Source organism: Halobacteriovorax sp. DPLXC-1 (assembly GCF_036903125.1).
Classification (GTDB): Bacteria; Bdellovibrionota; Bacteriovoracia; order Bacteriovoracales; family Bacteriovoracaceae; genus Halobacteriovorax_A; species Halobacteriovorax_A vibrionivorans.
In genome coordinates this window covers 213,712-240,587 of sequence record NZ_JAYMCO010000002.1, presented here as the reverse complement: position 1 = coordinate 240,587, position 26,876 = coordinate 213,712, and the positions used below count along the sequence as shown (strand labels likewise).

Annotated in this window: 25 protein-coding genes and 1 tRNA gene; 18 read left to right on the top strand and 8 right to left on the bottom strand. The window is 34.6% G+C overall.

Features of this window, described 5'->3' with window-relative positions; all coding sequences use genetic code 11:
* Positions 1-298: 298 nt before the first annotated feature.
* The 6 genes from VCM44_RS09365 to VCM44_RS09340 all read left to right on the top strand — a co-directional run bounded on the left by VCM44_RS09365 (position 299) and on the right by VCM44_RS09340 (position 2,952).
* Positions 299-604, top strand: a complete 306-nt coding sequence (locus VCM44_RS09365; RefSeq protein ID WP_115363754.1) for an HU family DNA-binding protein — start codon at positions 299-301, stop codon at positions 602-604.
* A gap of 131 nt (positions 605-735) precedes the next feature.
* Positions 736-812 (top strand) — tRNA-Cys (locus tag VCM44_RS09360).
* Positions 813-1,070: 258 nt separating this feature from the next.
* On the top strand, positions 1,071-1,403 hold the full coding sequence (locus VCM44_RS09355; RefSeq protein ID WP_334678640.1) for a hypothetical protein: 333 nt from the start codon (positions 1,071-1,073) through the stop codon (positions 1,401-1,403).
* The gene (locus VCM44_RS09350) at positions 1,400-1,765 is read left to right on the top strand and encodes a hypothetical protein (protein WP_334678639.1); all 366 of its coding nucleotides are present in this window, start codon (positions 1,400-1,402) and stop codon (positions 1,763-1,765) included. Before VCM44_RS09355 ends, VCM44_RS09350 begins: the two co-directional genes overlap by 4 nt.
* Positions 1,766-1,782: 17 nt before the next feature.
* The gene (locus VCM44_RS09345; RefSeq protein ID WP_334678638.1) at positions 1,783-2,409 is read left to right on the top strand and encodes a hypothetical protein; all 627 of its coding nucleotides are present in this window, start codon (positions 1,783-1,785) and stop codon (positions 2,407-2,409) included.
* Between the two features lie 84 nt (positions 2,410-2,493).
* Positions 2,494-2,952, top strand: a complete 459-nt coding sequence (locus VCM44_RS09340) for a hypothetical protein (protein WP_334678637.1) — start codon at positions 2,494-2,496, stop codon at positions 2,950-2,952.
* Between the two features lie 12 nt (positions 2,953-2,964).
* Here the strand turns inward: VCM44_RS09340 and VCM44_RS09335 are convergent, their stop codons facing one another.
* On the bottom strand, positions 2,965-4,686 hold the full coding sequence (locus VCM44_RS09335) for a transglutaminase-like domain-containing protein (RefSeq protein ID WP_334678636.1): 1,722 nt from the start codon (positions 4,684-4,686) through the stop codon (positions 2,965-2,967).
* 293 nt (positions 4,687-4,979) lie between these two features.
* Here VCM44_RS09335 and VCM44_RS09330 point away from each other — a divergent pair, with 293 nt between their 5' ends.
* The 5 genes from VCM44_RS09330 to VCM44_RS09310 all read left to right on the top strand — a co-directional run bounded on the left by VCM44_RS09330 (position 4,980) and on the right by VCM44_RS09310 (position 9,534).
* On the top strand, positions 4,980-5,810 hold the full coding sequence (locus VCM44_RS09330; RefSeq protein ID WP_334678635.1) for a hypothetical protein: 831 nt from the start codon (positions 4,980-4,982) through the stop codon (positions 5,808-5,810).
* A 102-nt stretch (positions 5,811-5,912) separates the two neighbouring features.
* Positions 5,913-6,362: a universal stress protein gene (locus tag VCM44_RS09325; protein ID WP_115362326.1), complete on the top strand. Its 450-nt coding sequence runs from the start codon at positions 5,913-5,915 to the stop codon at positions 6,360-6,362.
* Positions 6,362-6,751, top strand: coding sequence for a c-type cytochrome (locus VCM44_RS09320; protein ID WP_334678634.1), 390 nt, complete (start codon positions 6,362-6,364; stop codon positions 6,749-6,751). The genes VCM44_RS09325 and VCM44_RS09320 overlap by 1 nt, the downstream gene beginning before the upstream one ends.
* Before the next feature lie 109 nt (positions 6,752-6,860).
* The gene (locus VCM44_RS09315) at positions 6,861-7,685 is read left to right on the top strand and encodes a hypothetical protein (protein WP_334678633.1); all 825 of its coding nucleotides are present in this window, start codon (positions 6,861-6,863) and stop codon (positions 7,683-7,685) included.
* Between the two features lie 226 nt (positions 7,686-7,911).
* On the top strand, positions 7,912-9,534 hold the full coding sequence (locus VCM44_RS09310) for a Na/Pi cotransporter family protein (protein ID WP_334678632.1): 1,623 nt from the start codon (positions 7,912-7,914) through the stop codon (positions 9,532-9,534).
* On the opposite strand, the gene VCM44_RS09305 is transcribed toward VCM44_RS09310, so the two are convergent.
* Positions 9,509-10,435 carry a hypothetical protein gene (locus tag VCM44_RS09305; RefSeq protein WP_334678631.1) on the bottom strand — a complete coding sequence of 309 codons (927 nt, stop codon included), beginning with the start codon at positions 10,433-10,435 and terminating at the stop codon, positions 9,509-9,511. The two genes, VCM44_RS09310 and VCM44_RS09305, sit on opposite strands and share 26 nt — an antisense overlap.
* Positions 10,436-10,495: 60 nt before the next feature.
* Positions 10,496-11,218, bottom strand: coding sequence for a YebC/PmpR family DNA-binding transcriptional regulator (locus tag VCM44_RS09300; RefSeq protein WP_115362335.1), 723 nt, complete (start codon positions 11,216-11,218; stop codon positions 10,496-10,498).
* Positions 11,219-11,402: 184 nt separating this feature from the next.
* Here VCM44_RS09300 and VCM44_RS09295 point away from each other — a divergent pair, with 184 nt between their 5' ends.
* Positions 11,403-12,224: a hypothetical protein gene (locus VCM44_RS09295; protein WP_334678630.1), complete on the top strand. Its 822-nt coding sequence runs from the start codon at positions 11,403-11,405 to the stop codon at positions 12,222-12,224.
* Positions 12,225-12,226: 2 nt separating this feature from the next.
* Here VCM44_RS09295 and VCM44_RS09290 read toward each other — a convergent pair whose 3' ends face one another.
* Positions 12,227-12,619: a fibronectin type III domain-containing protein gene (locus VCM44_RS09290; RefSeq protein ID WP_334678629.1), complete on the bottom strand. Its 393-nt coding sequence runs from the start codon at positions 12,617-12,619 to the stop codon at positions 12,227-12,229.
* Between the two features lie 71 nt (positions 12,620-12,690).
* Here VCM44_RS09290 and VCM44_RS09285 point away from each other — a divergent pair, with 71 nt between their 5' ends.
* Positions 12,691-13,485: a hypothetical protein gene (locus VCM44_RS09285; protein ID WP_115362341.1), complete on the top strand. Its 795-nt coding sequence runs from the start codon at positions 12,691-12,693 to the stop codon at positions 13,483-13,485.
* 37 nt (positions 13,486-13,522) lie between these two features.
* On the opposite strand, the gene VCM44_RS09280 is transcribed toward VCM44_RS09285, so the two are convergent.
* Entirely contained in the window at positions 13,523-13,882 is a 360-nt protein-coding gene (locus tag VCM44_RS09280; RefSeq protein ID WP_334678628.1) for a hypothetical protein, read from the bottom strand.
* Here VCM44_RS09280 and VCM44_RS15150 point away from each other — a divergent pair.
* Together VCM44_RS15150 and VCM44_RS09275 are read left to right on the top strand one after the other, a co-directional pair.
* On the top strand, positions 13,800-13,970 hold the full coding sequence (locus VCM44_RS15150; RefSeq protein ID WP_442905008.1) for a hypothetical protein: 171 nt from the start codon (positions 13,800-13,802) through the stop codon (positions 13,968-13,970). The genes VCM44_RS09280 and VCM44_RS15150 overlap by 83 nt on opposite strands.
* A 61-nt stretch (positions 13,971-14,031) precedes the next feature.
* Entirely contained in the window at positions 14,032-14,550 is a 519-nt protein-coding gene (locus tag VCM44_RS09275; protein ID WP_115362344.1) for a lipocalin family protein, read from the top strand.
* Here VCM44_RS09275 and VCM44_RS09270 read toward each other — a convergent pair.
* The 3 genes from VCM44_RS09270 to VCM44_RS09260 form a co-directional block, all read right to left on the bottom strand.
* Positions 14,547-23,465: a tandem-95 repeat protein gene (locus VCM44_RS09270; RefSeq protein WP_334678627.1), complete on the bottom strand. Its 8,919-nt coding sequence runs from the start codon at positions 23,463-23,465 to the stop codon at positions 14,547-14,549. The genes VCM44_RS09275 and VCM44_RS09270 overlap by 4 nt on opposite strands.
* A gap of 358 nt (positions 23,466-23,823) precedes the next feature.
* Positions 23,824-24,144: a hypothetical protein gene (locus VCM44_RS09265; RefSeq protein ID WP_334678626.1), complete on the bottom strand. Its 321-nt coding sequence runs from the start codon at positions 24,142-24,144 to the stop codon at positions 23,824-23,826.
* Positions 24,145-24,259: 115 nt separating this feature from the next.
* Complete coding sequence (locus VCM44_RS09260; protein ID WP_334678625.1) at positions 24,260-24,874, bottom strand: Crp/Fnr family transcriptional regulator; 615 nt, start codon at positions 24,872-24,874, stop codon at positions 24,260-24,262.
* A gap of 126 nt (positions 24,875-25,000) precedes the next feature.
* On the opposite strand from VCM44_RS09260, the gene VCM44_RS09255 reads away from it, so the two are divergent.
* From VCM44_RS09255 to VCM44_RS09245, 3 genes are read left to right on the top strand one after another with little or no spacing between them, the layout of a single operon-like run.
* The gene (locus tag VCM44_RS09255) at positions 25,001-25,420 is read left to right on the top strand and encodes a YeeE/YedE family protein (RefSeq protein ID WP_120404725.1); all 420 of its coding nucleotides are present in this window, start codon (positions 25,001-25,003) and stop codon (positions 25,418-25,420) included.
* Positions 25,417-25,833: a DUF6691 family protein gene (locus VCM44_RS09250; protein WP_120404726.1), complete on the top strand. Its 417-nt coding sequence runs from the start codon at positions 25,417-25,419 to the stop codon at positions 25,831-25,833. Before VCM44_RS09255 ends, VCM44_RS09250 begins: the two co-directional genes overlap by 4 nt.
* 56 nt (positions 25,834-25,889) lie before the next feature.
* Positions 25,890-26,849 (top strand): hypothetical protein, encoded by a 960-nt coding sequence (locus VCM44_RS09245; RefSeq protein ID WP_334678624.1) that lies wholly within the window; start codon positions 25,890-25,892, stop codon positions 26,847-26,849.
* Positions 26,850-26,876: the final 27 nt, after the last annotated feature.

Here is a 26,876-nt window from a genome sequence, read left to right as displayed (position 1 = left end):
TTACCTTCATTGGCTTAAATCCCTCAAATATCTAAGTACTTAATCGCCATTTTTCTATTACTTCTTTAATTTTAGGTTAATTTCTTACATTTCCTCGTGTTTTTGTCCGTTTTTATGTAATTTCAATATGTTATAATATGTGGAAGATTTAGCAGGCACTAAGTAGCAGTAAATATTTTGTGGCATTATAAATATATCTAATGTTTTTAGAGACTTGGACGATAAGTAGGTAACTAAATATCGTGGAATTAAGTTTAGAAGTAAAATAAGTTCTCGTAACGTTAGAGAGGAGATAAAAATGACAAAAGCAGATTTGATCGCAGCAATTGAAAAGCAGGCCAATGTAACTCACAAGCAGGCCGAAACAGTTGTAAATATTTGTTTTGATGACATGATCAATGCTTTATTTAACGACGAAAGAATCGAAATCAGAGGTTTTGGTTCATTTGCTAATCGTAATTACAAAGCTTATGAAGGGCGTAACCCTAAGACTGGTAAGGTTGTTAAGGTTCCACCTAAGAAAGTACCTTTCTTCAAAGTTGGAAAGCAGCTACGTGAAATGGTTGATGAAGGTAAGGACAAATACGTAATTCGCGAAGCTTAATTACGTCTTCCAAGTTAATTTTCAATACTTAATATAGGCCTGCTGCATTAGTGGCAGGTCAATATTCTTAAGTATTTAGATTGACTTATCAAAAAATATCCATATTATAGAAAATCTAAAATCATTCATGCGGACGGGTGCTAGAGTGGTCTAATAGGGCAGTTTGCAAAACTGTTTTTCACCGGTTCAAATCCGGTCTCGTCCTCCAAAATAAAAAAGAAAAACCCAGGCTTGTCCTGGGTTTTCTTTTTTAACCTGAAGATAAGTCCAGATTCGATTCATGTTTTGTTCCGGTTGTTGAGGCGGCAAATGCCACGACGGCATTTGAAGCCGAGCATCCCTGACGACCGAGCATGATGCGAGGGAGAGAGGGCAAATCCATCGCATACCACCTAGTTTATACATATCTCTTTTTAATCAAAATAAAATTCAGTGAACATTTTCAGATATAAGTTATAATTCATTTATGTATCTTAAAAATAAATATCTATATTCATTTGTCGGATTTATGGTTTTTAGTATGGGGACATTCCCTGGTTATTCAGATCTTTTTGCATCCATTGGACAGGATTATAGTAATTTAAAATTTGTTAGGATCTTATTAACAGCAATTTTGTTAAGCTTCTCTTTTAGTGCCTTAGGTGTTCTTTTAAATGTATTTTTTCTTATAAGTGTTGTGAAGTTGTTGTCGTATATGGATAAATCTTCATATTCAAATAAGCCGTTAGTTAGCAATTCTGTTTACTGTGATATTTCAACAACTAAAACTTTTGCGTATCGATGTCCGGAGTCACTATGAAAAAGAGATTTATAGTACTTCTATCTCCGCGATTTGATAAAGAAATTCATTGTCCTGTTGGTTTTAATAGTGAGCTTTTCTTTAAGGGACCCTTTTCTTCATATTTTAATAATAGAGTAGAAAGAACATTATTTCTTCTATTAGCGATAGGAACGCTTGGGGTTTATGCGTATTACTTAGCTAGTAATGGGAACAATATAAAAATAAGAAAACTGCTTGGAGCAGGGTACCGGCTAAGAGATTCTTCTGATTTGGGTTATGTCGAGAGGTATGTCGGTTATCAAGCAATATACTCTAAAGAAGGTGAGAAGGTGCGCTTTGCTCGAACAGGTAGTGCGGATGATACGTTAAAGTTAAAATAACTTAGGATTATTAATTTATGTTTTCAAAACTTTCTTCATTTTTAATAAGCTTCTTCAAGCCGATTGAGTTTATAAAAAAACATTCTAATAATATTAATAAGATTATTTTGTATTTCTTAAATTATTTAATTTGTGTTTCTTTAGTGTTCTATAATCACATTCATAATTTACGTGACTTAGAAATACCATTTGGTTTAGCAAAGGATAGTTTTTTATATAGCTATTATGTAGATACAACTTGGCAAAGCTTCATTGTTTATATTTGTTTATGGGGTCTTGTTACTTATTTTATTTTCTGGTTCTTAGTTACATGGTGGTTTAAAAAGAATTTACATTGGTCAGGTGTTAAGGATATTAAGTCTAAAGAGATAAGACCTGTACTTATTCTATCCTTTACATATTTTAGCTTACCACTTTTAATTGCATTAGCTTTTTATATATTGTTATTTAGTGATCCTATAGAAGCCACAAAAAATCTAAATATTTTAAAATCTATTTTTATAATCTTTTCTCTTGTTGAAGCATGTATATTCTTTGTTGCAATCAAATCATTATATAAAGATTTGAATAAATGGGGATGGTTCTGGTTTGTGTTTTTACCTGTTGTTTCTGCTTCATTAGAGTTAACAAGTAGTATTCGTTGATTTTATGTAGATTATACGTAATGAAAAAGTACATGGAACTCAAATTCTAATTTAATAAAAATCACTCAGGATTGTACGCGTTAAATGAATTTAAAATATTATAAACATACATTTATCATTCACTCTGTGGCCTGTAACTTATTGCTATCTTCATATAACGTATATGCCGGAAAAGAAGCTGCTTTTGAATTTCTAAATTATGGCCTACAAACATTAATTGGCCCTGAGATCAAGCCAGATTCTAAATTTGTTAAAGAATTAAAGTCGAGAAATAAAAAAGAATTAAATGGTAAGATTGATATCACCTTTAATATAGAAAGGGTTAATAAATGCAAGAAGTTAAAACTTGTAAAAAAATACTCATCGTATTCAAGAAAGCCCTTGTTTAGTAATAATGTATATTGCGAAATAGATTATAAGCCTCTAACTGATGAAGTATTAAAAGCAGGTGGCAATGTTCTATTTATAAATAATTTCTCTGACAAATGTGATATTTCAACATATCAATCTTATGCTTATAGCTGTGACAAACCTAGTAATTGAGTTAGCCTAAGTTTAAAACTTATATTCACCTTTAAAGTTATACGTACTCTCATTATTTTTCTTTTTAATGTACTGAATGCTTAGTTCTAGGTTTTCATCTAAGACTTTGGTTTTTGCTGTAGCATAAGTCGAAGGCTCGCTTCCTTTTACCCAAAAACCAACTTTTCCAGCGATAGGTTTTTTGATTCCAACTTCAAAGGCATACTTGCCATCTTGAGAATAAACAGAGACTTTAAGATCTGTGGTTGCGCCGTTTTGCTTGATATAGACAATATTGTGAATACCTACACCATATTGTTCAAATACTTGTTTCTTGATAACGTTTTCAATCTTACCGCCTAGGATGGCGACAGTGTACTTTCCTTCATCTCTTACGTCGGCTTTCATAATCGAGGCATGAACTGATACGATACTTTTCCAATTAGCTCCTAAAAAACTTGTATCAGCGTATAGAGATGACTTAATTGAATTTAAGTTGTCGCTATACATATCTTCTGTTTCATAATCATTTAATGTGGCACTTCCGTGACCAACATCTATGCTTATATTTCCTTGAATGTCTGCGTAGAGGTTTCTTACAGGGCCAATATCGACCTTTCCAGTTTTAAGCTTTACGTCCATTCCCATAAAAGCGCTTGTGGATTCTTTATAGAATTCTCTTTCTTGAATTTCCTTTCTTGAAGTCTGCATCCCAACACCTAATACAGTGTCGATATGCTTTGAGTAATTTTCATATTTAAATACGCCACCCATTGCTTCGATGCCGCTGTCACTTGTTGCGTAAAATGCTCTTGTGGAAATATTTCCGGTTTTATAGTCGAGATTGATCATATTGATGCCATCGTATTGAACACCGTTTGATGAAACTTCGATATCAAGGCCTGCCGCCTGATTTAGAATATAGCCCATTTCACTAGGGACTCGATCAACAGGATTTCCTTCACTATCGAAAATACGGTAATTGATACCAAATTCTGGAATATAATTATCTTGAGAAAGGCCTGCTGCTCCTGTTCTATTATTAATTCTAGTTTCACCGTAATTAAAGTTTACAATACGATCTGGATTTTCAGGGTCTTGTGCAATTACTGTGGCATGGCCAACACGTCTTGAGTTATAGGCAACTACATAAGCATCTTCTACATCAAGACGTTTTAAAATATTTGCTTGAACAACTGCAATGTCACGACAGATTCCAGCTCTGGAATTACTTTTTATGGCATTAAAAATATCTTGTTCTGTAACTATTCCAGATTCACCACTTGTGGCACGAGTGAAGTCGTAGTGGTTATTCATTATATGGCCCATGATGTGGGCTAGATAGATCTTTTGTTCAAAACTCATCATAAGCTTTGAAGCAGATAGAATTTCATTTCTTTTAATCTCAGGTGAGCCAATCATGAGACCTGCTACAACGTTAGCAAAATAAATATCACCGTCTTTTTTACCGAACTTCTTAACAGACTCACTATAGATATCTTGAATATCCATAGAGCCAAATCGAGCGCATTTATTATCCAAACATTTAACAATAGATTTAATGACTGCTTCTCTTTTAACAGTGTCTCGCCAGTATGAGTTTGACGCAAATTCGTCTGTTTTAATTAAGTCACTTGTGTTGTATTGGTTTAGGTCTTGATTAAGATAAGCGCCTTCTACATTTATTGCTATTCTCCCAGAGACAGCAGACGTCGTTAATAGCATTGTACTTACAATAAATGATTTTATCTTCAAGATAAGCTCCAAAATAATTCTAACGTTTCGTGATTAAATGCACATCAGATGCCAATTCTAATTTAGAAATATTAAGCTCTTATAATATTGAAAGTATTTTTGTTGTTTAGGATTTTAGGAATTGTCCAATCTTTAGTCACATTTAAAGGTTCAAATTGATATTTTGAATATTAAGCTTTGTATAAAACTTTAACATGCAAATAGTACATGAATTCTCTTGTATAGGCCTTTGCGTATTAAATATTGTGATACTTTTTAATTAAGTTAGAACTTAAATCAAAATAAGGATAATTATGAAGAAAACAACTTTCGCTCTGCTGTTAGGAGCTCAGGTTTTAGCTAATGACTATAATATTGAGCATTCGCATCTTAACGAATTAGTGAGAAATAATGATGCTATCTTTGAGCCAGTTGAAGTTGAGGAAGGTAAGGTCGATGAAGAAGATATTCTTGATGGGATTCGCAAACGCTTTGTCATCACTTATTCCCAGATAAACTATTCAGCTGTGGACTCTTCTTATAATGTTGGTCACGATGAAGATGATATTTATAACTTTGGTGGTGAAGACTTTAATAAGATGTTTGATGAAAATATTGAATTTAAAGAAGGACACAAAATATCGATTGAGTATCTTGTCACAGATAATTTTAGTATCGAATTAGCAGATACATATAGAAAGTATCAAATGAATGGCCGACATGTTGGTTATACACAAGGAGATCTTTTCAATGACGATCGCTATGATGTATACGAAGCCGAAAATATAACCGTTTTAAATGATATTCAACTTGGAATGAAATATGCAATCCGTCTAGTTAATACACCTGAACTTAAGTTAGATTTAAGTCCTGGTGTAAGTGCTGGGCTTGTCCATGTTAAATCAGATACTAATACATACTATAATGGTCAAAAATATGAGGATAATCACTATGATGATATTGGTGGTTATTCTTATGGTGTCTCTCTTGAGGCCAAGGCAATCTTTTGGGATCGCTTCTTTGTTTCGGTTGGAGCAGAACAGCGGAACTATGTTTTGGCCCCAATGGAGCATGAAAGTGGATTTAATCAACAAATTGATCAAAGTGGTATGAACTTCTATATTGGTGCAGGTATAAGATTTTAATCTTTATTGCTTAAATTTTGTTTTACCTGATATAAGTCATATTTAACTCACATAAATAAACAGATACTCTATAGTGAAGTAAAGATCCACAAGGGGATAGCTATGAGTAAATTAATGATTTGTGTCGATGTCACTAATGAATCAATTAATTCTTTTAAAGGACAATTAAAAAATTATGACTGGAGTCGTTGGGATGAAGTTCACTTCGTTCATGGGTTTGAGACACAGGTCTATGCTGATACTTTCTACTTTGCTTCATATCCTTTAGAAAGCCAAATGGATGATATTGAAAAGTCTGTTGCTACTTTACTTCAGGGCCTATCTAAAGAGCTTATACCTTCTGATTATAAGGGGAAAGTTATTGGTAAATGCCTTTTTGCAAACTCTTCTAAAATTGCACTAAAAGAATATGCACAAGAGAATTCAATTGATGAAATGATAATTGAGACTCGAGGTAAGCACGGTTTTAGCGGATTATTTTCAAGCTCATTTGCTGAATATATGGTTGGGCATGCTCCATGTCGTTTAATGATACTTAGAGAAAATGACTAATGAAGTATATCTATATTTGTTTGATACTTGTATTTGTAAGTTCATGTTCTAGTATAAACACTGACTCACGTGAGTACTATCATGGACAAAAGATGAGACATGGTATCATTCCAAAAGATACGACTCGAACTTCAGAGAATATTAAAAGAGTGCTTGATGCAAATTCTGTAGTACGCGGTAAAAAGATTTATTCAAAGAATTGTATGAGTTGTCATGGCCAAGATGGAAATATGATTGATAATGTTGACTTATCCAATCTCTCTAAAGAAGTACCTAATTTTAATTTCTATCTTCTTGTTTCGCGTTCTAAGGAATCAATGCCAGGATGGAAAAGTCCTCTGTCAAAACAAGATATTAAGGATTTAGAGAGCTATCTTTATTCATTATAAAATGAATTATATAAAATATTAAAAAGCTTGTGATGAGTAAGATATATGATTTAATATATATTCTAATGGCGGGTCTTTGACCGGCTTTTTTATTTTAAAGCGGGCCAAAATGAATGAGATTTTAAATATAGGTAAAGAGATTGAAGACTTAAAGCTTAATAATGAGAATTTTTCTCATGCTTGTTATGAATATCTTAAAAATAAGTCTATTAAAGTGGATATCCATGAATTAGAGGATTTTATTGCAAAATGGAGTCTTGAAACAAAAGTTCTTCCAGAACAGGTAAATGTTTATAATGGTTTTGGCCAGCCTCCAATTACTTTGTACAATAACGGGCACTTTGTTGTTGATCTCTATTTTTGGCAAACATTAGATACTTCGATTCATTCACATTCTTTTAGTGGCGCTTTTCAAGTCCTATATGGAGAGTCAAGACATGAAGTTTTTAAAGTAACTAAAGATGAAGAATTCTTTGATGATATTTTCTTATCTAATTTAGAGTGTATTGTAGATGAGACGCTTGTTACAAATGATATTAGAGAAATTAAGAGGGGACTTGAGTTTTCACATCGTGTCCTCCATGAACATAACCCTACAGTCACTCTTTGTATTAGAACTGTAAATGATAAGTCACCACAGTGGCATCATTTTGATAATGGCTTAAGTATTCAAAAGAGATCCCCTGAGGCAAGTGATATAAAACGTCTATCTATTTTCGATTATCTTATTACTAGAAGTCCAAAGCAGGGCCGTGATTACTTAGATCGCCTTATGAATGAATTTTCACCAAGCCTCATTATGAATTTATATGAGGAGTTGTCCTACGATCAAATGGGACTTCAAGAATCCTCTGTTGAAATATTCTTTGAAGCTGTTGTCGATCGTTTTGGAGATACAAAATGGTTTAAAAGATATGTGGACTTCTTTAACTAAAATTTTACCAATAATAAAAAAAGACCTCTTCAAAAAAGAGGCCTTCCTATGGCCAGTGTTGAAGGGTTTTTGGCCATATACTTGATAATCGAGAGAACTATTTTAGCTGATTAACTAGTTTTATTTCTATCTGATTTTACTGACAATATTGTATGTTCTTTAGTTGTTTTTGTACTATAATTATTTATTATTTATCTTAATAATTTTCTAAACACGGTACGAAAATATGGGTGATTTCAATATATTCATTGCTGCAACTTCCAGTGTTATCTTATTTATTTTTGGACTAGAGAATTTTTCAAAAGAGGTTCAAAAAGTTACTGGAGACCAGTTCAGAAAATTTATCGGAAAGGTAACTAATTATACAAGTATTGGTGTTCTCATTGGTGCATTTGTTACAGCAGTTGTTCAATCAAGTTCAGCAACATCTGTTATAGCTATCAGTTTAGTTAATGCTGGTGTACTGTCTTTTAAAAACTCTGTGGGTATTATCTTTGGTTCAAATGTTGGTACGACTATTACAGCACAATTGGTTGCTTTTAAATTAACAGCTTTTGGTCCTGTTTTTATTATATTGAGTTTCTTTTTATCATTAATAAAGACGAAGTACTCTGTATTTGCTAAATCATTATTTTATTTTGGTTTTGTTTTCTTTGCCCTACATCTTATTTCTTCAACTCTTGTACCTCTACAAAGTGATGAAAGACTCATCTCATTTTTATCAAAACCTCATAATCCATTCTTAGGAGTTCTGGTTGGTATGATTATAACAGCAGTCGTTCAATCTTCATCTGTTACGACTGGTTTGGCCATCATTCTAACTCAGCAGGGAATCCTATCAGTAGGTAATGCGGTCCCAATTCTAATGGGGGCCAATATCGGAACAACTGTAACGGCCCTTATCTCGATTGTGAATATGGATATCGCTGCAAAGAAAACTGCTTTATCTCACTTCTTATTCAATTTTGGTGGTGTTGTCCTTTTCTTGCCCATCGTTTTTATATGGGGGGATAAGTTTAAATTATTAGCTGATGATCCGGCCATAGCCTTAGCAAACTTCCATCTCATTTTTAATGTAACAACAACCATCATTTTCATTATCGCTATTGATCCTTTTATCCGTTTTGTTGATAAGGTCCTAGGTGAGGGGAAGATGGATTTTGAACGTTTCGATTTGAGTATGTTCTCTCCTGATAATGACTTTAGTGAAATTGAAAGAAATCTCTATTTAAACGTTCCCAAAACATATGATTTTGTCCAAGAAAATTACAATCTTATTACCTTGAGTATTGAAACAAATTATAAAGGTGTTTTCAATGCGGCCAAGAGAAGAATGGATTATGTCGATTATGTAGAAGATGAGTTAGTCTCCTTCTTCTCAAATTATATTGCTACTTGTACTAGTGAAGAAGAGATTAATTCTATTGTTCGTATAATGTCGATTTATGAATATATCTTTCAAATTCATGACTCCGTAAAAGACTTATCAGACTTAAAAGACTCTATGGATAAGAATTATATTGAATTAAAAAGTGATCTCATTATTATCATTCGCTCACTGGCAACTCGAACTTTAAGTTTTTTTGAAACAATGTCTAATCCCCATTTGGATGAAGAACAAAAGCGAGAGCTAAAAAAAGAAGTAAATGAATTTCAATTTAATATCATTGAATATAATAAGAGGATTCTTAAACTTATGGCCGCACCTGATCGACGTGATGCTAGTGTTATTATGCATATGATAACTTATAGTCAGCGTTTAAAGGATAAACTAGTCCATTATCATAATCTTATTAGTGATCATGCGATATCAAGCTCTGATATTAACGACTCTTTATCCACCCACTAAGATTTATGATAAATCCATAAGTGATGATAATTGAAAATGCGATTAGTATACAAAAGACTGTCACATCATCATTTTTTCCAAGCTCGTCTATAATTGGATGATAATTATTAAAATCATTTAGGAAATTGGTAAATAAGACTTTATCTCGACTATGAAGTTTAGTGTGATAAACGTGTTTAATTAAGTAGTACAGGCCACAACCGAATATCGTAGTGAGAACAATTCCATAGAAATGAGTATTAGAAACTTTTTTATTAAATTTTGCTGCTGATTTAATATACTCGTCACTAGTTTCATAATCTTTGATGTCAATAATTGACTTATTTTTTAAAAAGCTTTCTTGTATTACTTGTATTAGGCTTCTGTTATCTCCACTTTCTTTTAAGTTTTTAATCATTTTTTTTCTAATGCCTATTGCTGGAGGTAAAAGAAGTAGAATACCAAAGAATGGGATAACCACTTTATAGATCAAATCGACATTCATAGTAGAGATGATTAGAATTGGAGCTAGAATGAAGGCCAGTGAAGCTAGAGAGAATATTTTGTACACATTCTCTTTTTGAAGAACGTAATCATCTTTCCCGTCAATGATGTATACATCAACACTTTTTCCAATTCGATTCTTTAAAAAGCTTTGATTTGTTCCTAAGAAGAGCTTTCTTTGTCCATCTTGATAATATTCAATAACAGGACAAATTGTAGTGGTTCTTGTTGTTCTTCTATTGCTTCGATAAGTTTTAGACTCTTCTTTGAAAGCAATAATTTTACCTTTGATTAATTTAGCGTGTTTTTTGTAATAGGCATTAATTGAATTTATGAAATAGAAAAATGTGATTCCAAAAAATGTCATTGCACCTAAAAAGAAGAGGGGCACTAGCTGTGTAATTAATTTTATATCCATAAATACATTATATGGATAAATTCTATATAAAAAAAGGGATCAAAATGATCCCTTTATATCTTACTCTTCTTCTTCAAGATTATGATAAACAGTGACGACATCATCGTCTTCTTCTAATAAATCAATAAGTCTTTCAAATTGCTTTAATGTATCTTCGTCATCAATAGCTTTATGGTTAAGAGGAACTCTCTCAAGTCTTGCTTCTTCTGGTGTGATATTAATTTCTTGTAATTTCTTTTGAATATCACCAAATGATTCAACAGGAGCGATAATTTCATAAACTCCATCTTCTAAAGTTATATCTTCTGCACCAGCATCAATAACTTCTAATTCGAATTCATCTTGATCACTTACATTTTCTTCATTTACTAGAAAGTTTGCTTCTCTTTTGAAAACGAATTCTAATGAGCCAGTTTGTCCTAGAGATCCTTGAACCTTATTGAAATAGCTACGTACATTTGCAACTGTTCTCGTATTATTATCTGTTGAAGCTTCAACGAATACGGCAACTCCGCCTGGGCCATATCCTTCATAATTTATATCTGTGTAGCCAACACCATCTCCACCTTGGCCTTTTTTAATGGCCCGGTCGATATTGTCTTTTGGTACGTTAAACTTCTTACAACGGTCAATAGCTACTTTTAGTAAAAAGTTTGTGTCAGGGTCACCACTTCCACTTTTTGAAGCTAAGAATACGTCTTTTAGAGCTCTAGTGAAGACTTGCCCACGGGCCTTGTCTGCTGCACCTTTTTTTGCCGCGATTTTTGCTGATTTTCTTCCCATAAAATCCTTCTTAAGTAGTTAATTTTTATTACCCTATAGTTTTAGTCAAAAGGCCACGATTCGTCTAGTTTTTGGCCTCCATCAAATTAGATTGTCGATTCTCTATGCAGGCCTAGTAGATCTTTCAAACTCACTGAAATATTTGATAAGTACTGGTAATTTGGAACATACATAGGGGGAATCAATGAATAAATATCTATTATTAATGGCGTTAAATCTTTCAACATTTGCTAGTTTTGGTAATTTTGGTGGCCTTGGAGGTTTCGGTGGACCAGATTTGGACCATGATCCACGATATCGCCATCGCCCACAGGATAATAAGGTTGAAGTGGCCAAGTGTGAGATAAAACGCAATGCCCAAGTTTTTCATTTAAATAAGAGAAATTATTCTTTAGATGAGCTTTTTGCACTCGTTGCAACAACTCAAAAAGGTAAGAGTGTTATTGATCAATTAATGCCTTTGTTAGATCAAGGTAAATTAAAAATTTCAAATCTTACAAGTTTTGAAAGACAAAGAAGGGGATTAGGTTCTAGAACATCTGCACTTTTTGATTTCACAACAACAGTACCTACAATCTATATCGGATTTGAAGATGAACTTGGCCTAGTGGCCCATTTCTTCGTACATGAAGCAACTCATGCTCTTGATAAATTAATTCCACAAGAATACGAAGTGGATATGATTTATTATAACGCTTTTAAGAACTTTCAAAAACTATTTGGATTAGATGTAGAGCCAATGAAAGAGTTAAGTGAATATGAAACTCAAAAGATGTATGAGATATATGAAATCAAAGAAAAGAATCGTAATCAGCATATATATCGTGCTGAACGATATGCTTTTGATGAGCAAGGTATTTTTACGAATGAAGTACTAAAAGTAAGTGATTGTTATGAGGATTATGTGCAGGAGCATGTTGATAAGAATAAATTAAAACTTTATCGCGACACTCCTGATGAGCATATTATTAATGCTTATGGTATTAATACAGATTATCTAAAATAATATTAATACTTATCTACTTTGACTGGGTCTGAGTAGGTACTAAATCGGCCATCAATATCAAAGGTGGCCATTTTTATTTCATATGTTCCAGTTGAAAGATCTTTTATTTCGTATTTGTCTAAAACCCAACTTTGATCGTCGTAGATAACAATTGAGTTCCAATCAGGACTACTATTCTTGCGATATAGAATCTCATATCCACCAATTTCATATGGATAAAGACGTGAACCATCGGCTCGCTCTGATGGAGGAGTCCAATTCAACTTTAGTGATATCCGCTTTGTGCCAGTATTTTCCTGCTCATTGCCGCTACCACCACCTCCATTACATGAGGCAATCATAGTTGATAGTAGTACTAAAAATGTCATATTCATTAAAATCTTGAAGTTTTTCATAATGAACTATTCGGCTGATATTACAATAAACTTTATTAAAGTTATTAATAAAATTTAACGATACGTTAACTATGGAAAGAAAAACAATAAAATACACGAGACATTTCTTATTAACCGCAGCTTTATTTGTTGGAAGTAGTTCCTATGCATCAAACTTTGATTCTTATAAAGCAGCCTTCTCAAAACTTAATAGTTACAAAAAAGTTTGTAATTATAGCTCACTATCAAAGAAGGAAAAGAACGAGGTTATGGCCACTGCCTTTTCTATGATGACTGATCATGATAAGAAGCAGCTTTCTAGTGGAGTTAGTAATTATATTGTATTTTTAAAGGATACAAGAAAGCACTTCGCTGAAAAATGTGGACCAGGTCAAAGAAGTAATCAGGAATGTCAGAGCTTATCAAGAAGAGCAAAAACTTTTTATAAGTACGATGTTCAGCTTGGCCTTGATAAGGTTGACTCTTACGTTAGTCAATTTCACTCTCAAATAAAACTAGGTCTTTCACATTGTAAGGATAGTGATAAAGTCATTGCAGATGTAATGGATGATATTCATAACCGAGTGGATATTAATGATAGTTTGAATAATTCAGAATTTGATACTGCTATTGCTAAAATGGCCCAAGTGGCAAAGGATTTTTCTATCGAATTAAAGGATGAGAGAGTTCCTTTCCCAATTAAGAAAAAGGATACGGATAAGGCCGAATCTATTTACGACTCAGCGTCTGTTGATAATACTGTTTGTTACGATAAGGTTAAAAAGGCCACATTTGTGGACAATATTGAGTCGTTTGCAGGTGAGGTTCTTAATAAGTTTCTCGGGATTTTCAATCCAAAAAAAGTTAAAAGTGTTTCTTTAAAATAATAAAAAAAGCGCACTAGATACTAGTGCGCTTCTTTGTCTATAGTTTAATCTTATATTCTTTTACAATAATACTATCTTTTTTAAGGCGTGACTTTACAGTTAGAGTAAAATCTCTTTCACCTTCACAGCGGTACCTTAGCTTAAACCAAATAAGTCCTCTTGAAGCCTTATCTTCTAATGCAACACAAGTTGAACGATGTCCTTGTTCTACTTTGGAAACTACAGAAGCGACTTCTTCGCTTTCAATAAGTGTTTCAACTGCTTCTTGAAATATTCTTTGTGACTCTTCAATATCTCTCATATCAGGGAAACTAATATCTCCAGGGAAGCCAATAGTAATTCCTGCATTTGCGTTTAGTGAGAATGCGCAAACTAATGCCATAACTAAGTTTTTCATATATTACCTCGTTGTTTTTAATTTAATTAGACTCAAATATTCTAGTTTGTTTGATATGTCAAACAGGTGTAAATACTTAATAAAATAACTGTATAACTCATTGATAATATTAAGTTGATTATTGCTGTTATCAATGGATAGAATAACTTATGAAATTATTTACTCTCATCTCTTTTCTTTTTTTAGTCTCATGTAGTTCAACAACATATAACAAGACTGTTGATTACGTGGATATTAATCGTTTTATGGGAAAATGGTATGTTCTAAGTGCCCGTGCCACATTTCTTGAAGAAGGGGCCCATAACTCTCTTGAGATTTATACATGGAATAAAGAGAAACAACGTATTGATATCGATTTCTCATTTAATGAAGATTCATTTGAAGGTGAGTTAAAAGAGATTCCTCAAAAAGCTTGGATTATTAATAAGGAAACGAATGCTCATTGGGAAGTCTCTCCATTTTGGCCACTTTATTTTGATTATCTTGTGATTGCAATGGATCCTGATTATCAGTGGGTTGCTATTGGTGTACCTGATGAGAAGTATCTTTGGATAATGGCCAGAGATTGGCGTAATCCTGAACCTATTATCAAGAAAGTCACGAGAAAGGTAAGTGAGCTAGGTTACTCAGTTAAAGACTTAGTTGATGTAAATCATAAGTGGGACTAGTCTAGGAAGTATTCAGCAACTCCATATAAGCCATTCTGTTCAAATGGGAAGATGACTGAATCATTCACTGGGTTATAGTCAAACTGAACACCACGACAATTAAACCCTGTCATTGTCCAAGGCAGCGCTCCGAGGTCTGTATTTGTCGTCAGGTTGTGAGCATATAGACGTGAGCCATAGCAGTAGTACATATAGTCTACACCCGATCTTCTTGCGTATGTGAATCCATCATCGATATTTCTAGGTGTGTAGGCAATCTGCTCAACTGTTCCATTACTGTTAAGTGCAATAACACGACGTTGGGCACCACGATACATTTTTGCCATGATATAGCGGTTGGCATTGCTATCGTAGAAAATATTTCTAAAGTCATCCCAGTATTCATAGAAACAAGTTGATCCATCTACTGGCCCTGATTGTAATGCCGAACAACTTTCACCTGAATTCTCATATCCAATTTTACCCATGATATGAGATTGGCGGTAGCTGTCTGTTGAGTCATATTTCTTAAGCATGAAGTCTTCATAGCGTTGAGTTGTTGGGTTGTAACTCATACGGTTCATAAAGAGTTGTCCATTAGCAAAACCGAGTGGAAGACCGCGGTTGTTACTACCACCAGTATCAATATTTGCCCCAATCATACCATCAGCTGTTGGATCGTAATAAGGAGTTCCGCTAGTATTATTTAAGATGTCTTCCCACAAGCCAGTGCTTCGATTAAGCATGGCCATACGTCCATAGTGAGTATCTCTATCTGAATAGATATTTCCAGTAGCACGATCAACCATCATCCAGTATGCGTTTCTAACTGGCTGAACATCAGCCTGAGTCGTCGTATCTTGTGAAGCAATTGTACCGTTACCAGCAACAATATTGATATTCCCGTCTGGTGTGAATTGTTTAATATAATAAGATCTTGTATCGTTAACGACAATATCACCAGTATTAAGTCTTACAACTCTTGATATGTCTGCAAATCGTGCGTTAACGGCATTGACTCCATCTCCGTATCCATAACCTTGACCAAAGATTGTGACAACATTTCCATCACCATCAAGTGTTCTAATTCTACCACGATCGTTAAAGTATATTTTTCCAGTTTTAGTAACAAAGACAGAATAGATGTCCATGTTACAAGATGTGGCCGGCGTCCCATCTGTACATTCTCCTCGTGTACCAGAACCAAGTATTCTTGTATATGTACCATCAAAGTTGTTTCTGTTAACATAACTTCTTGCTACAGTAACATATGAATTACCATCCATTCCTGTGTAGTTGTAGTAGTGATACCAACGGTAACTATTATCAAATGGAGTAATTGCCTGACCAGTTGTAGGGTCAAAGTAAACTCTAGCGTATGTATAATCTGAAGTCGATGTGTACATATCACATCCAGGGAAGTTCTTATGGTGATACGCGTGACCAGTCATTCCTTCAATTACTGAAGTACTAGTATTATATTTTAAACCAATGTAACCAATTCGACATTTTGATAAGTCTTGAGTCGCTTGCCAACCATCACCAGTACCTCCAAGATATAGTGATTCTACTTGTCCAGTAGATGCCTTATAGACTCTAACTCTGAAACTTCCAGCAGTCTCAATACTTTCAGCTCGTTCAGAATTAAACCAGATGTCACCATTTGGAAGAGGAGTGAATAACATCGCGTTTGTACGATATTCCCATGTTCCATTATGAGTTAATTGCAGATCAAGTGGATTTGTTACAGTGTCTGCTGTATTTGAGCCACCACCAATTATAGTTTCAATTGTCGGGTTATCCATATTTAAATCAACTCGACGAATTCTGTTATAGTCATAAATTAGAAGTCGACCTTGATAATCCAGCGCAATTTTTAATGGGTATCTAAGTGTTGCACTTTCAGCTGGACCACCGTCTCCTGTACTCGTTCCTGTTGTTGTAATGAATAGTTTTTGCTTACCATCTGCTGGATCAACTGTAAGAATCCCTCTTTTGTAGTCTGCAAAATAGATATTTCCATCATCTGTGAAGACAAGTGAATTGATATCAACTGAGTCTCCAACCGTTTTATTGAAGAAAAGTGCTGTACGAGCATCACCACCAAGTCCGGCTTCAGTATTACCAGCGATAATTTTAATCTTATCAGCATTAAGAGGTGTTGAAATTAGTTGGGTACTAATTGCTGAAGTATTTGTTACTTTAACACGTATTTTATAAGACGTTGCTAGTGGTGAACCACCTGTCCATTTATAACAACCCTCATTTGTATCTAGGGTAATACTTGGACAGCCGTGATTAGTATGAGGAGCAATCCCTTGTGCTCCAGCAATGGCCGTGAAAGTTTTTTCATCTTGAGTATAGTATAAGTTTATTGCTGTTGAATCTAGTCCCAGAATATCATCAACTTTCCATCTAATATAAACGTCAGAACCTGTTGGAACTGATGAGTCTAAACGAGTAGGAGGGATTGATGTTGTATCTGAGTTTGCGGCTGCAACGTCCCAGATTGATGGTGGATCAAATTTTGTATATCCAATCGCATTATAATCAGTATTTAATGTTGTTGTATTTGTTGAAATATTTCCAGCTTCATCTTTTACCCATGCATAGACATTATAATTTGCTGGTTGCCATCCAAGTAAATGTGAAAAATCTACGATCGTTACATTTGCAGCAGGTGACATACCTATTGATGGAGAGTTAAGCCCTAACCAACATTCATCTCCAGCTGCCGGTGCTGTTGTATCATTTGTCTTTAGACATAATTCAGTGATGTAGACGTTTGAATTCTGTGAGTTCGCATTAATAGTATAAGGAATAAAGTTAGTTGGTGAAGGATCTGGCTCCGTCGTTGAGATTGATGTTACAACTGGAAGGCCAGTTTCTCTAATCCAAGTACCACTTACATTCGTCGTATTACTTGATGCGTTTGTTTGTGCAAAGTTATAATTATTTGATAAGTCAGCAGCTGTCGTTGCTGTCGTCCAAGACCATACTCCTGAAGAACAAGTCGTTGTCGTCGTTTGTGCCCCAGAGATATTTATTGTTAGGCCATTTTCACATGTACCTGTGAAAGTTGCTGTTGATCCGTTATTTTTGATTGTAGCAGTATCAATTGCAAGAGCAGGGAAGTTAGAGTCTCTTGTCCAAGTATAAGAAAGAGTTGATGTATTTCCTGCCGAATCAGATTGTGTAAATGTGAAAGTTCTTGTTGCATCTGTCGTATACGTTTGAGAAGTCCAGCTCCAGTTCGCAGCAGAACAACTGATCGTATCTGTTTCTTGATTTGATATTGCAATTGTATTATTTCCTTCACATGAACCTGAAACAGTAATGCTATCAGTATATCTAATTTCAGTCGGGTTCTGACCAATATTGATTTCAAAAGGTACAGTCGCTTGAAATGCTGGTGGTGTCGCATCTCTTTCCCATGCTAGAGATAGTGCAGGCGATGACGTGTTACCAGCAGCATCTGTTTGAACAAGGTTATATACATATGTACCATCTGCTGTTTTTGGAGATGGTGTCCATGACCAAGTTCCAGATGAACAATTAAATGATGTTGTTTCATCACCTGTAACATAGATTGTATAATTACCTTCACATGTACCAGACCATGCATTAGGCGTGTTCTGATTCGTGAAGTCTGGTGATATACCAGCTGTTTTTGTCATAACTGGTGCAACTTCATCTCTAATGAAAGTACGTGAAATAGTTGTAGAATTTCCAGCAGCATCAACTTGATTTAGCGTTACAACCTTTGAACCGTCTCCATCAGAGAAGTTAACAGTTTGTGAAAACGTTCCAGCTGAACATGCTATTGTAAAGTTAGCTTGAATATCTCCTGATATATTAATATCTCTACCAGTTTCACAATTACCAGTGATGGTTGTACTTGATAGGTGATAAGAGTTATTAGCTGGTGAGCTATAACTTAGAGCAGGAGCAATAGAGTCAATTGTAAAGACATTCGATTGCACTGTTGATGAATTTCCTGCTAGGTCAGTAAAGCTAACTCTAAAGCGTGCAGTGGATGTATTTATTGATGGAACAGTCCATGCCTTTGTAAAAGTTTGACTTGATATTGGGCCATTAATAGCTGCTGTTGTCCCAAGACTAGACCAAGTAGATCCATTGTAAAAATCAACGCTAAAGTTTTGACTTGAAGATGTACTTGCATCTGTCGTATCCCAAGTTAAATTTATTGAATTACCACCTTTTTGAATAGTAGGTGTTGTTAATGCTAAAGTTGGATTAATTGTATCGTAATAAACATACAGATCATTTGATGACGTTGAAACGTTACCATTAGGATCTTTAGACCATGCTTTTAAGATGTGTAAACCTTGTGTTGTAGAGGCAAGAGTGTAAGTAGTTGCACTTGCTGTTGTTGTACAACTTACCCAGCCAGCATCACCAGCAGTAGGTTGAGTACCTTCATTTATTAGAACTTGTGAAATATCACTACAGCTACTTACTGTCATTGTATTAGCAGTTGAATTTGTATATGTAGCTGATGTTAGAGCAATAGCTGGAGGCGCTGATGGAGTTTTGTCATTTACTGTGATTGTAACAGTTTCCGGAGTAACTGCATCAAGTGATCCATCATTTGCAATAAAAGTAAATGTATCTGTCCCGTTAAAATTCACATTACTTGTATAAGTACAAGTAAGGTCTGTTCCATATGATCCTGTCGTAATACAGTTTGTCAGAGTTCCATTACTTGGTGATGAAACAATTTTATATGTAAGAGGATCTCCATCTACATCACTTGCGTTACTTAAAGTGATTGATAGAGCAGTATTATCATCTGTTGTAAACGATTGATCAGCGGCCATTACAGGAGCATCGTTAATTGAGTTTATCGTAATATTAACTGTTGCCGTTGTTGAATCAAGAGCTCCATCATTTACTTTATATGTAAATGAAGTCGTACCATTAAAGTTTAATGCAGGAGTATATGTACATGATCTTGATGTTCCACCTACACAGCTTACTGTTCCAGAGGCAGGGTTTGTTACTTTAATATAACTTAAAGTATCACCATCAATATCTGCACCAGCTGTTAAATCAAATGTCAGAGGAGTATCTTCGTTTGTTGATACTGATTGCGAAGCCGCTAATGTTGGAGCATCATTAACTGGATTGATTGTTAGGTTTACTGTAGCGTTTGTGACAGCTGTTCCTGTACCGTCTGTTGCGATATATGTAAATGAATCACTTCCGTTGTAGTTAGCATTAGGTGTATATGTACATGTTAAGTCAGTTCCATAAGTTGTTGTAATACAATTTGTTAGGCTTCCATTTGTTGGAGCTGTTACTAGTTTATAAGTTAATGCATCACCATCTACATCGGTTGCATTATTTAAAGTGAAATTAACAGCTGTATCCTCATTCGTTGAAATACTTTGATTAGCTCCCATTACTGGAACATCATTTACAGCTGTTACATTTACAGTAACTGTTGCAATATTTGAATCTAGTGCCCCGTCATTTACTTTATATGTAAATGTAGTAGAGCCGTTATAGTTTAAATCTGGTGTATATGTACAGGCCGTTGAATTTCCTCCTGTACAAGAAAGTGTACCATCAGCAGGATTTGAAACGATGATATATGAAAGTGTCGAACCTTCAATGTCAGATCCTGTATTGAGGTTAAAATTGAGTGGTGTATCTTCGGCCGTTGTAACAGATTGAGTTGATGCAAGAGTTGGAGCATCGTTTACAGGTGTTACATTTATTGTCACTGTAGAATCTGTTGATGAATCTGTTAATGTGTCATTACCACGATATGTAAAGGTATCAACTCCATTGAAATTTAGATTTGGAGTGTAAGTACAAGTCACATCAGTCGAGTATGAGCCAGTTGCAATACAATTTGTAAGTGTTCCATTAGCTGGTGCAGTAATTAACTTATACTGTAGAGTTTGTGCCGGAAGATCGACATCTGTTGCACCATTAAGAGTTAATGTTAGAACGTTATCTTCTGCAATTGTTTCTGATTGGTCACCAACCATTACAGGAGCATCATTTTCAGATGTAACATTTATTGTTACTGTTGCTGTTGTTGAATCAAGTGCTCCATCATTTACCTTGTAAGTAAATGTAGTGGAACCATTGAAATTCAAGTCTGGAGTATATGTACAATCACGTGATGTCCCACCAGTACAAGAAAGTGTTCCATCAGCTGGGCCACTAACGATAATATAGTCAAGTGGATCAGATTCAATATCGGCCCCTGCATTTAAAGTGAAGTTAAGTGGTGTATCTTCATTTGTACTTACTGTCTGTGTTAATGCTAATGTTGGAGCATCGTTAATAGGATTTATTGTTAACGAAATTGTTGCAGTAGTCGTTGCATCTGTGATGCTATCAAATGCGATGTAAGTGAATGAATCACTGCCATTATAGTTTGCATTTGGCGTGTATGTACAATCAATATCACTTGCGTAACTACCTGTTGTAATACAATTAGAAAGTACTCCATTTGCTGGAGGTGTTACAACCTTATAAGTTAATGTGTCACCATCAACATCAGTTGCTCCATTTAAAATAAAATTAATGGCCGTATCTTCATCTGTTGTAATACTCTGATCAGCTGCCATAACAGGTGCATCATTAATTGAGTTTACTGTGATTGTTACTGTTGCAGTTGTCGAGTCTAGCTCACCATCATCTACTTTATACGTGAAAGAATCCGTTCCGTTGAAGTTAGTGTTTGGATCGTATGTACAATCTCTTAATGTCCCTTGAGAACAGCTAAGGACTCCGTTAGATGTCGAAGAAAGAATTGTATAATTTAATGTCGTTCCTTCAATATCGCTTCCTGCATTTAGGTTGAAGCTTAATTGTGTATCTTCATCAGTTGATTCGGCCTGAGTTGCAGCAAGTGTTGGGGCATCGTTAACTGGAGTGATTGTGAATGAAACCGTTGCACTTGTAGCAGAATCAAGAGCTCCATCATTTGCCACATATGTGAAGCTGTCACTACCATTGAAATTAGCATTTGGCGTATAGTCACATGTTAGATCTTGGCCATATGTTCCAGTTGTAATACAATTTGTTATCGTTCCATTTGTTGTTGAATTTGTTATCTTATAAGATAGGCTAGCTTGAGTATTATCAATGTCGCTTGCCTGACTAATAGTAAAAGATATTGGATTGTCTTCTGGTGTAGTAAATGACTGGTTTGCAGCAACCACTGGAGCATCGTTTACATTTAAAACTGTAAGATCAACCGTTGCTTCAGTAGAATCTAGTTCACCATCGTTAACTTTGTAAGTAAATGAGTCAGGGCCAACATAATCGGCGTTAGGAGTGTAAGTACAGTTATTAGTGTCCGTTACACAACTAAGTGATCCATTTGTTGGTGTCGAAGTCAGAATATAGTTTATGCTAGGTGAATCTACATCATAACCTTCAGTTAGTGTGAAATTATGGACTGTATCTTCTGTAACATTTACTGCCTGGTTTGCAGCAAGTGTTGGTGCATCATTATATAAGACAACATCTAAAGTATAACTGAACTCATGGTGAGGTATCGTTGTATCAACATTAGCATCACCAGCATTCTTTCTACCGATTCTTAGTGTTACTGTAACATTTGGAGCAGAATCAGCAGGTGGGATATAAAGCCATGTATTCGAGTTTGAAACAGTTTGTGTTGTTGTTCCATCGTTAAGAATCCATTGATAGGCTAATGTATAATCAGTATCCCAGTGAACTGCACTTGTTGTAAATGTATTTGGATTTAATCCCGCATTTCTTTCATCATTAGCTAGATCTGAATTTAGGTCTTCGTGAAGAATTTCAGGAATTGTTAATGATTGGATCTTTGGGGCTGCTTCTTTTAGAATTTGTACATTTTCACCTTCTGTAATCTCTGCAAAAACAGTTGCTACATCAGTACTATTTTCTAATTCTGAATATACAGTTGCATAGTCTAGAGTAGACTGATCGATTTTATTTGTAATAATATCTTCTGCTTCTTCAAGATAAAGAGCAAATTCCTCTGTTGGATTATAAGTAATATCTGTATTAGTTATTTTTGCTAATAGACTTGATACGGCCGTAATATTTTGTGGACGATAATAACTTGTAACAACCTTTTCTAATTCTTCACTACATCCAGTTATTTTTACCTTGTATCTGGCCGGTGTTGAACTTTCTAGTCCTAGTTCTCTAACATCAAAAGTAAAAGCTGTTGATTGATCAACTCCATTGAAAGTAATTGGATTATCTTCTAGTGGAGTCATTGTTACTAAGTCGAATAATTCAATACGTGGATCGATACATGTTACTGCTGCATAGACGTTACTGCTAAAGAGGCCATTGTCTGTTTTTGTGATAAGTCCATTTAGAGGAGGTATCTCACCTTGAATCTTTGGTATAACGACAACGTTATTATTAGAGCCTGAAGATTGAGAAGCTTCATCTTCACTTTCAGTGGATGATTCTTCTTCGGTACTTTGAACAGACTTTGCATAAGTATAAGTTTTTTCTTCTTCGTCTTTTGAAGGACTTTTTTTGTCTTTTATTTGTTCATTAATTGCTTGCGCATAATTTGGATCAAAGTAATCAGCTTGTGGTGCATAAGATGATCCAGTGTATGTAGATGGATTACGTTTTTTTATTTTAATTTTTTTCTTCTTAGGGGCCAGCTTTGAAATATTGCTATCACCAAGATCGGCCTCTAATGTACTTGCACCATCTGTGTTTGAATATAATGAAGGTATTGAGGAAGGTCCTCTTTTTCCAATACTATTATAAAGTTTCTTTTTTACTTTAGGTTTAACGAGTTCATACTTTAGCCCTGTCCTCTTTGCGAGGTCACTATAATTCCCTGGGGTTTTTTCATCTGATGAAAAAATCCAATAAGAAAAAGTGAATATTATAGTGAGGATAACTCCTACACCAAGACTAAGTTTCTTCAATTATCTTTCCTTTTTCCGCCAACGTACTGATTTTGTTTGTTTAGTTAACGATAATTGTTGCTCAATACTTTTCGTCTCTTTTTATTGATTTCTTAACATTTTATACATAATCAACCTGTTTACGTGTAAACAGATACTTAGTAGCTGTTTCTACAGTTATCATTGATTTTTGTGGCAATAATCTGTGTTGTTTAGCTTAGATTTTATGAATATTCAGATACTTGCTAATTAGCAAATTCATAGATGTGATTTATTTAGAATAAGAATTTATTGATATTTTAAATAAGAATTAGCGTTTTTGAGGAAATATTATTGACCTAGTCTCAAAAATGTCTTGAAACTAGGTCATATTGTCATTTTATTCAGCTGCGAAGTAACCAATATAATCGATTTCGCATGTTTTTGGGTTAACTGCAACGGCAGCATTAAACCAGCCTGAGTGGAAACTTCCAACTGCAGAATAGATTAACTTGTCTTCTTTAAATGAGTTTAGTTCATGGCCTCGATCATTAAGTAATTTTTTTCCGGCCTCTAATGTCGTCTCTAACGTCACTTCTAAGGGTCTATCAGATCTTAATTCATAACGAAGTTCATTGCTCACTTCAGTTAAGCATGCATTTGTCATAAATGATGTGAGGATCGTAGTTGTGATAAGTGTTGCTTTTAAGATGTGTGCCATTATTAGCTCCTATTGTGGGAAAGTGAAGTAATGGCCGCATCCTAACTTTAGGTTTTTTACTCGTCAATATTGTATGTAAACTATCTACTCTTATAGTGAGTAACTTAACAAAAAACTAATAATTTTCTACTGCAAATTGTAGTAATTTTGCTTCATCTGGTATTTCAATTCTTCTCCCATCTCTATGTATAAGCTGTTGCTCCTCTAGTTCTGTTAAGACGCGGGCAACACTTTCAAATGTGCTCATGGCAAAGTCTGCGATTTCTTTTCTTGTCCATGTATGATCGGGATTTTTTAACTTGAGATAGGTTAGTGCTTCAACAATCCTTCGCTTAACTGACTTATCTGCCATTCCCGCAAGCCTTGTTTCAGCTGCTCCTAGTTCTTCGGCCATAAGCTTTGTCATCTGCTTTAAAAGGGCTGGGCTTGTTAAGCAAATATTGTCACATTGTTCACGGCTTATAATGAGAACTTTTCCCTTCTTCAAGCAAACAGCATTTGCATGATAGGGAGAATTACTAAAGTATGAGCGATGACCAAATATATCACCCTTGGTGAATACTCTTAAGAAACTCTCTTTTCCACTCGGTGTATTAAAGTAAAGACCAAAGATACCTTCCTGTACAATATAGAGAAGGTCTGCTGCTTCACCTTCACTATAGACTGGATCTCCTTTTGAGTATTCTTTGATTAATTTATTTGGAAGTTGTTTTAATATTTCTTCAAGCATCGTATTCCTAAATTTCTGCACTTATTAATTTAAGTGTTATTTGATGGTCATCAAAGTATGTATTCATTTATTATATATAATTAAGATGTTGAAATGAAGTAGATTTCAAAAATATAAAGGTGGTTTATGGATACTTTTTTATGGCCCTTAGTAGGGGGGATATTAATTGGACTCTCTGCGGCAATGTTGTTGTTATTTAATGGACGTGTCGCTGGTATATCAGGGATTCTCTTTAACTGTCATAAGGCATTTGTAGGAGAGGGATGGCGAGTCTTCTTTATTGTGGGGCTCATTGTAGGAGGAGTTCTAATTAAGTTTATTAGTCCCGAGTTCTTTAGTTTTGATATTAATCTTAGCTTTCCTAGGGCCATTATTGCTGGGCTATTGGTAGGAGTGGGTACAAAACTAGGCTCTGGTTGTACTTCAGGTCATGGAGTTTGTGGTCTAGCAAGACTATCAAAGAGATCTTTTATTGCCACAATTACATTCATGTTAACTGGAGCAATAACAGTATTTATTATGGGACAATTAGGAGCAACGATATGAAAAATATAATGGCCTTATTATCTGGTGCTGTTTTTGGAATCGGACTATCTGTTTCAGGGATGGTGAATCCTAAAAAGGTTATCGGCTTCCTTGATATAGCAGGGTCTCAAACTCCTTGGGATGCAGCTCTTGTTTTTGTTATGGGAGGAGCAGTTGTAATAGGACTTGCAGCAACTCACCTTATTAGAATGAGACAGAATCCAGTATGTGATTCACAATTTCATATGCCTACTAATAAGTTGGTGGATAAGAAGCTTGTAAGTGGTGCAGCTTTATTTGGAATTGGTTGGGGAGTCGCTGGGATTTGTCCAGGACCTGCTCTTGTGAATATTGTGCAATTAAATTCACAAATCTTCGCATTTATTGCCTCAATGCTTATTGGGCAATTTGTAGTGACAAAAATAGTTAAATAGAAAATATCAATAATGATAGTTGACTAGTTTTACTCGTCGCATATATTCTATAGTGTATGTACGAGTATTTAAATACATTCTTAGCGGGAACAGATATTAGTGTTCCCGAACTTTGGTCAGCTATCATTTATATTTGCATCACAGTAGGTGCTTCTTTCTATCTTATATCGATGGGTATCTCTGGCCTATCATTACAAAATCTATCGAATAAAGAACCAGTAAAAAAGATACAAACATCTATCATGTGTTTTGCTCAAGCTGTTGTTTGCTTCTTTATAATTGCTCACTTTTTTATGCCTATCTATTCAAAAGCTAAAGTTGCAACGACACTTTTGATGTTTATTTGCACATACACAGCTCGCTATTATTACTGGGAAAACTTATCAAAAGTATTTAATGAACCAAAAGCGATGCGATGGGTATATAAATCAATTGTCTTTGGTGCAATTTCTCTGTGTCTTGTCCATTTGTTGTGGATGGCCTTTTATGATGTGCATACGTGCTGCTTAGGACCTAAGCTTATTAAAAGTAATGCAAGTAACTTTATCTTAAAAGTACAGATCCCCTTTGTTCTTAATAAGTCCTTTAGTGGCCTAGTTGCTTTTTTCACATTGGCAGTTTCAGTCGTTTATATAAGGTTTTTCTTAATCTCACTAAAGCAAGGTGATCGTCTGATGATTTTTGGCCTGCTCTTAAGTGTCCTTAATATTTTATATACGACAAGTTTTCATGCTTTTGGCTTTCAGTATTGGATTCCTCTTTATTTTATCGTCGATCTTATTGAGTATACTAGACTACAACAGCTAGAGCTCTCTCAGTCACGAGAACAATATCGCTCGCATGATGAATCATATCGAATGGTTATTCATGATATTGCAAATCCGATACAATTTTCTTCTTTGAAGTTGAATCGATTAAAGAGAAATTCCCTTATATCTTTAGATGATGCTAATGATATATCAACGCAAAATAGCCGCATTATAGAAGCTTTAAATAATCATAAAAAGAAAAATTAGTTTAAGCACTAAATCTTCAAAAGATAT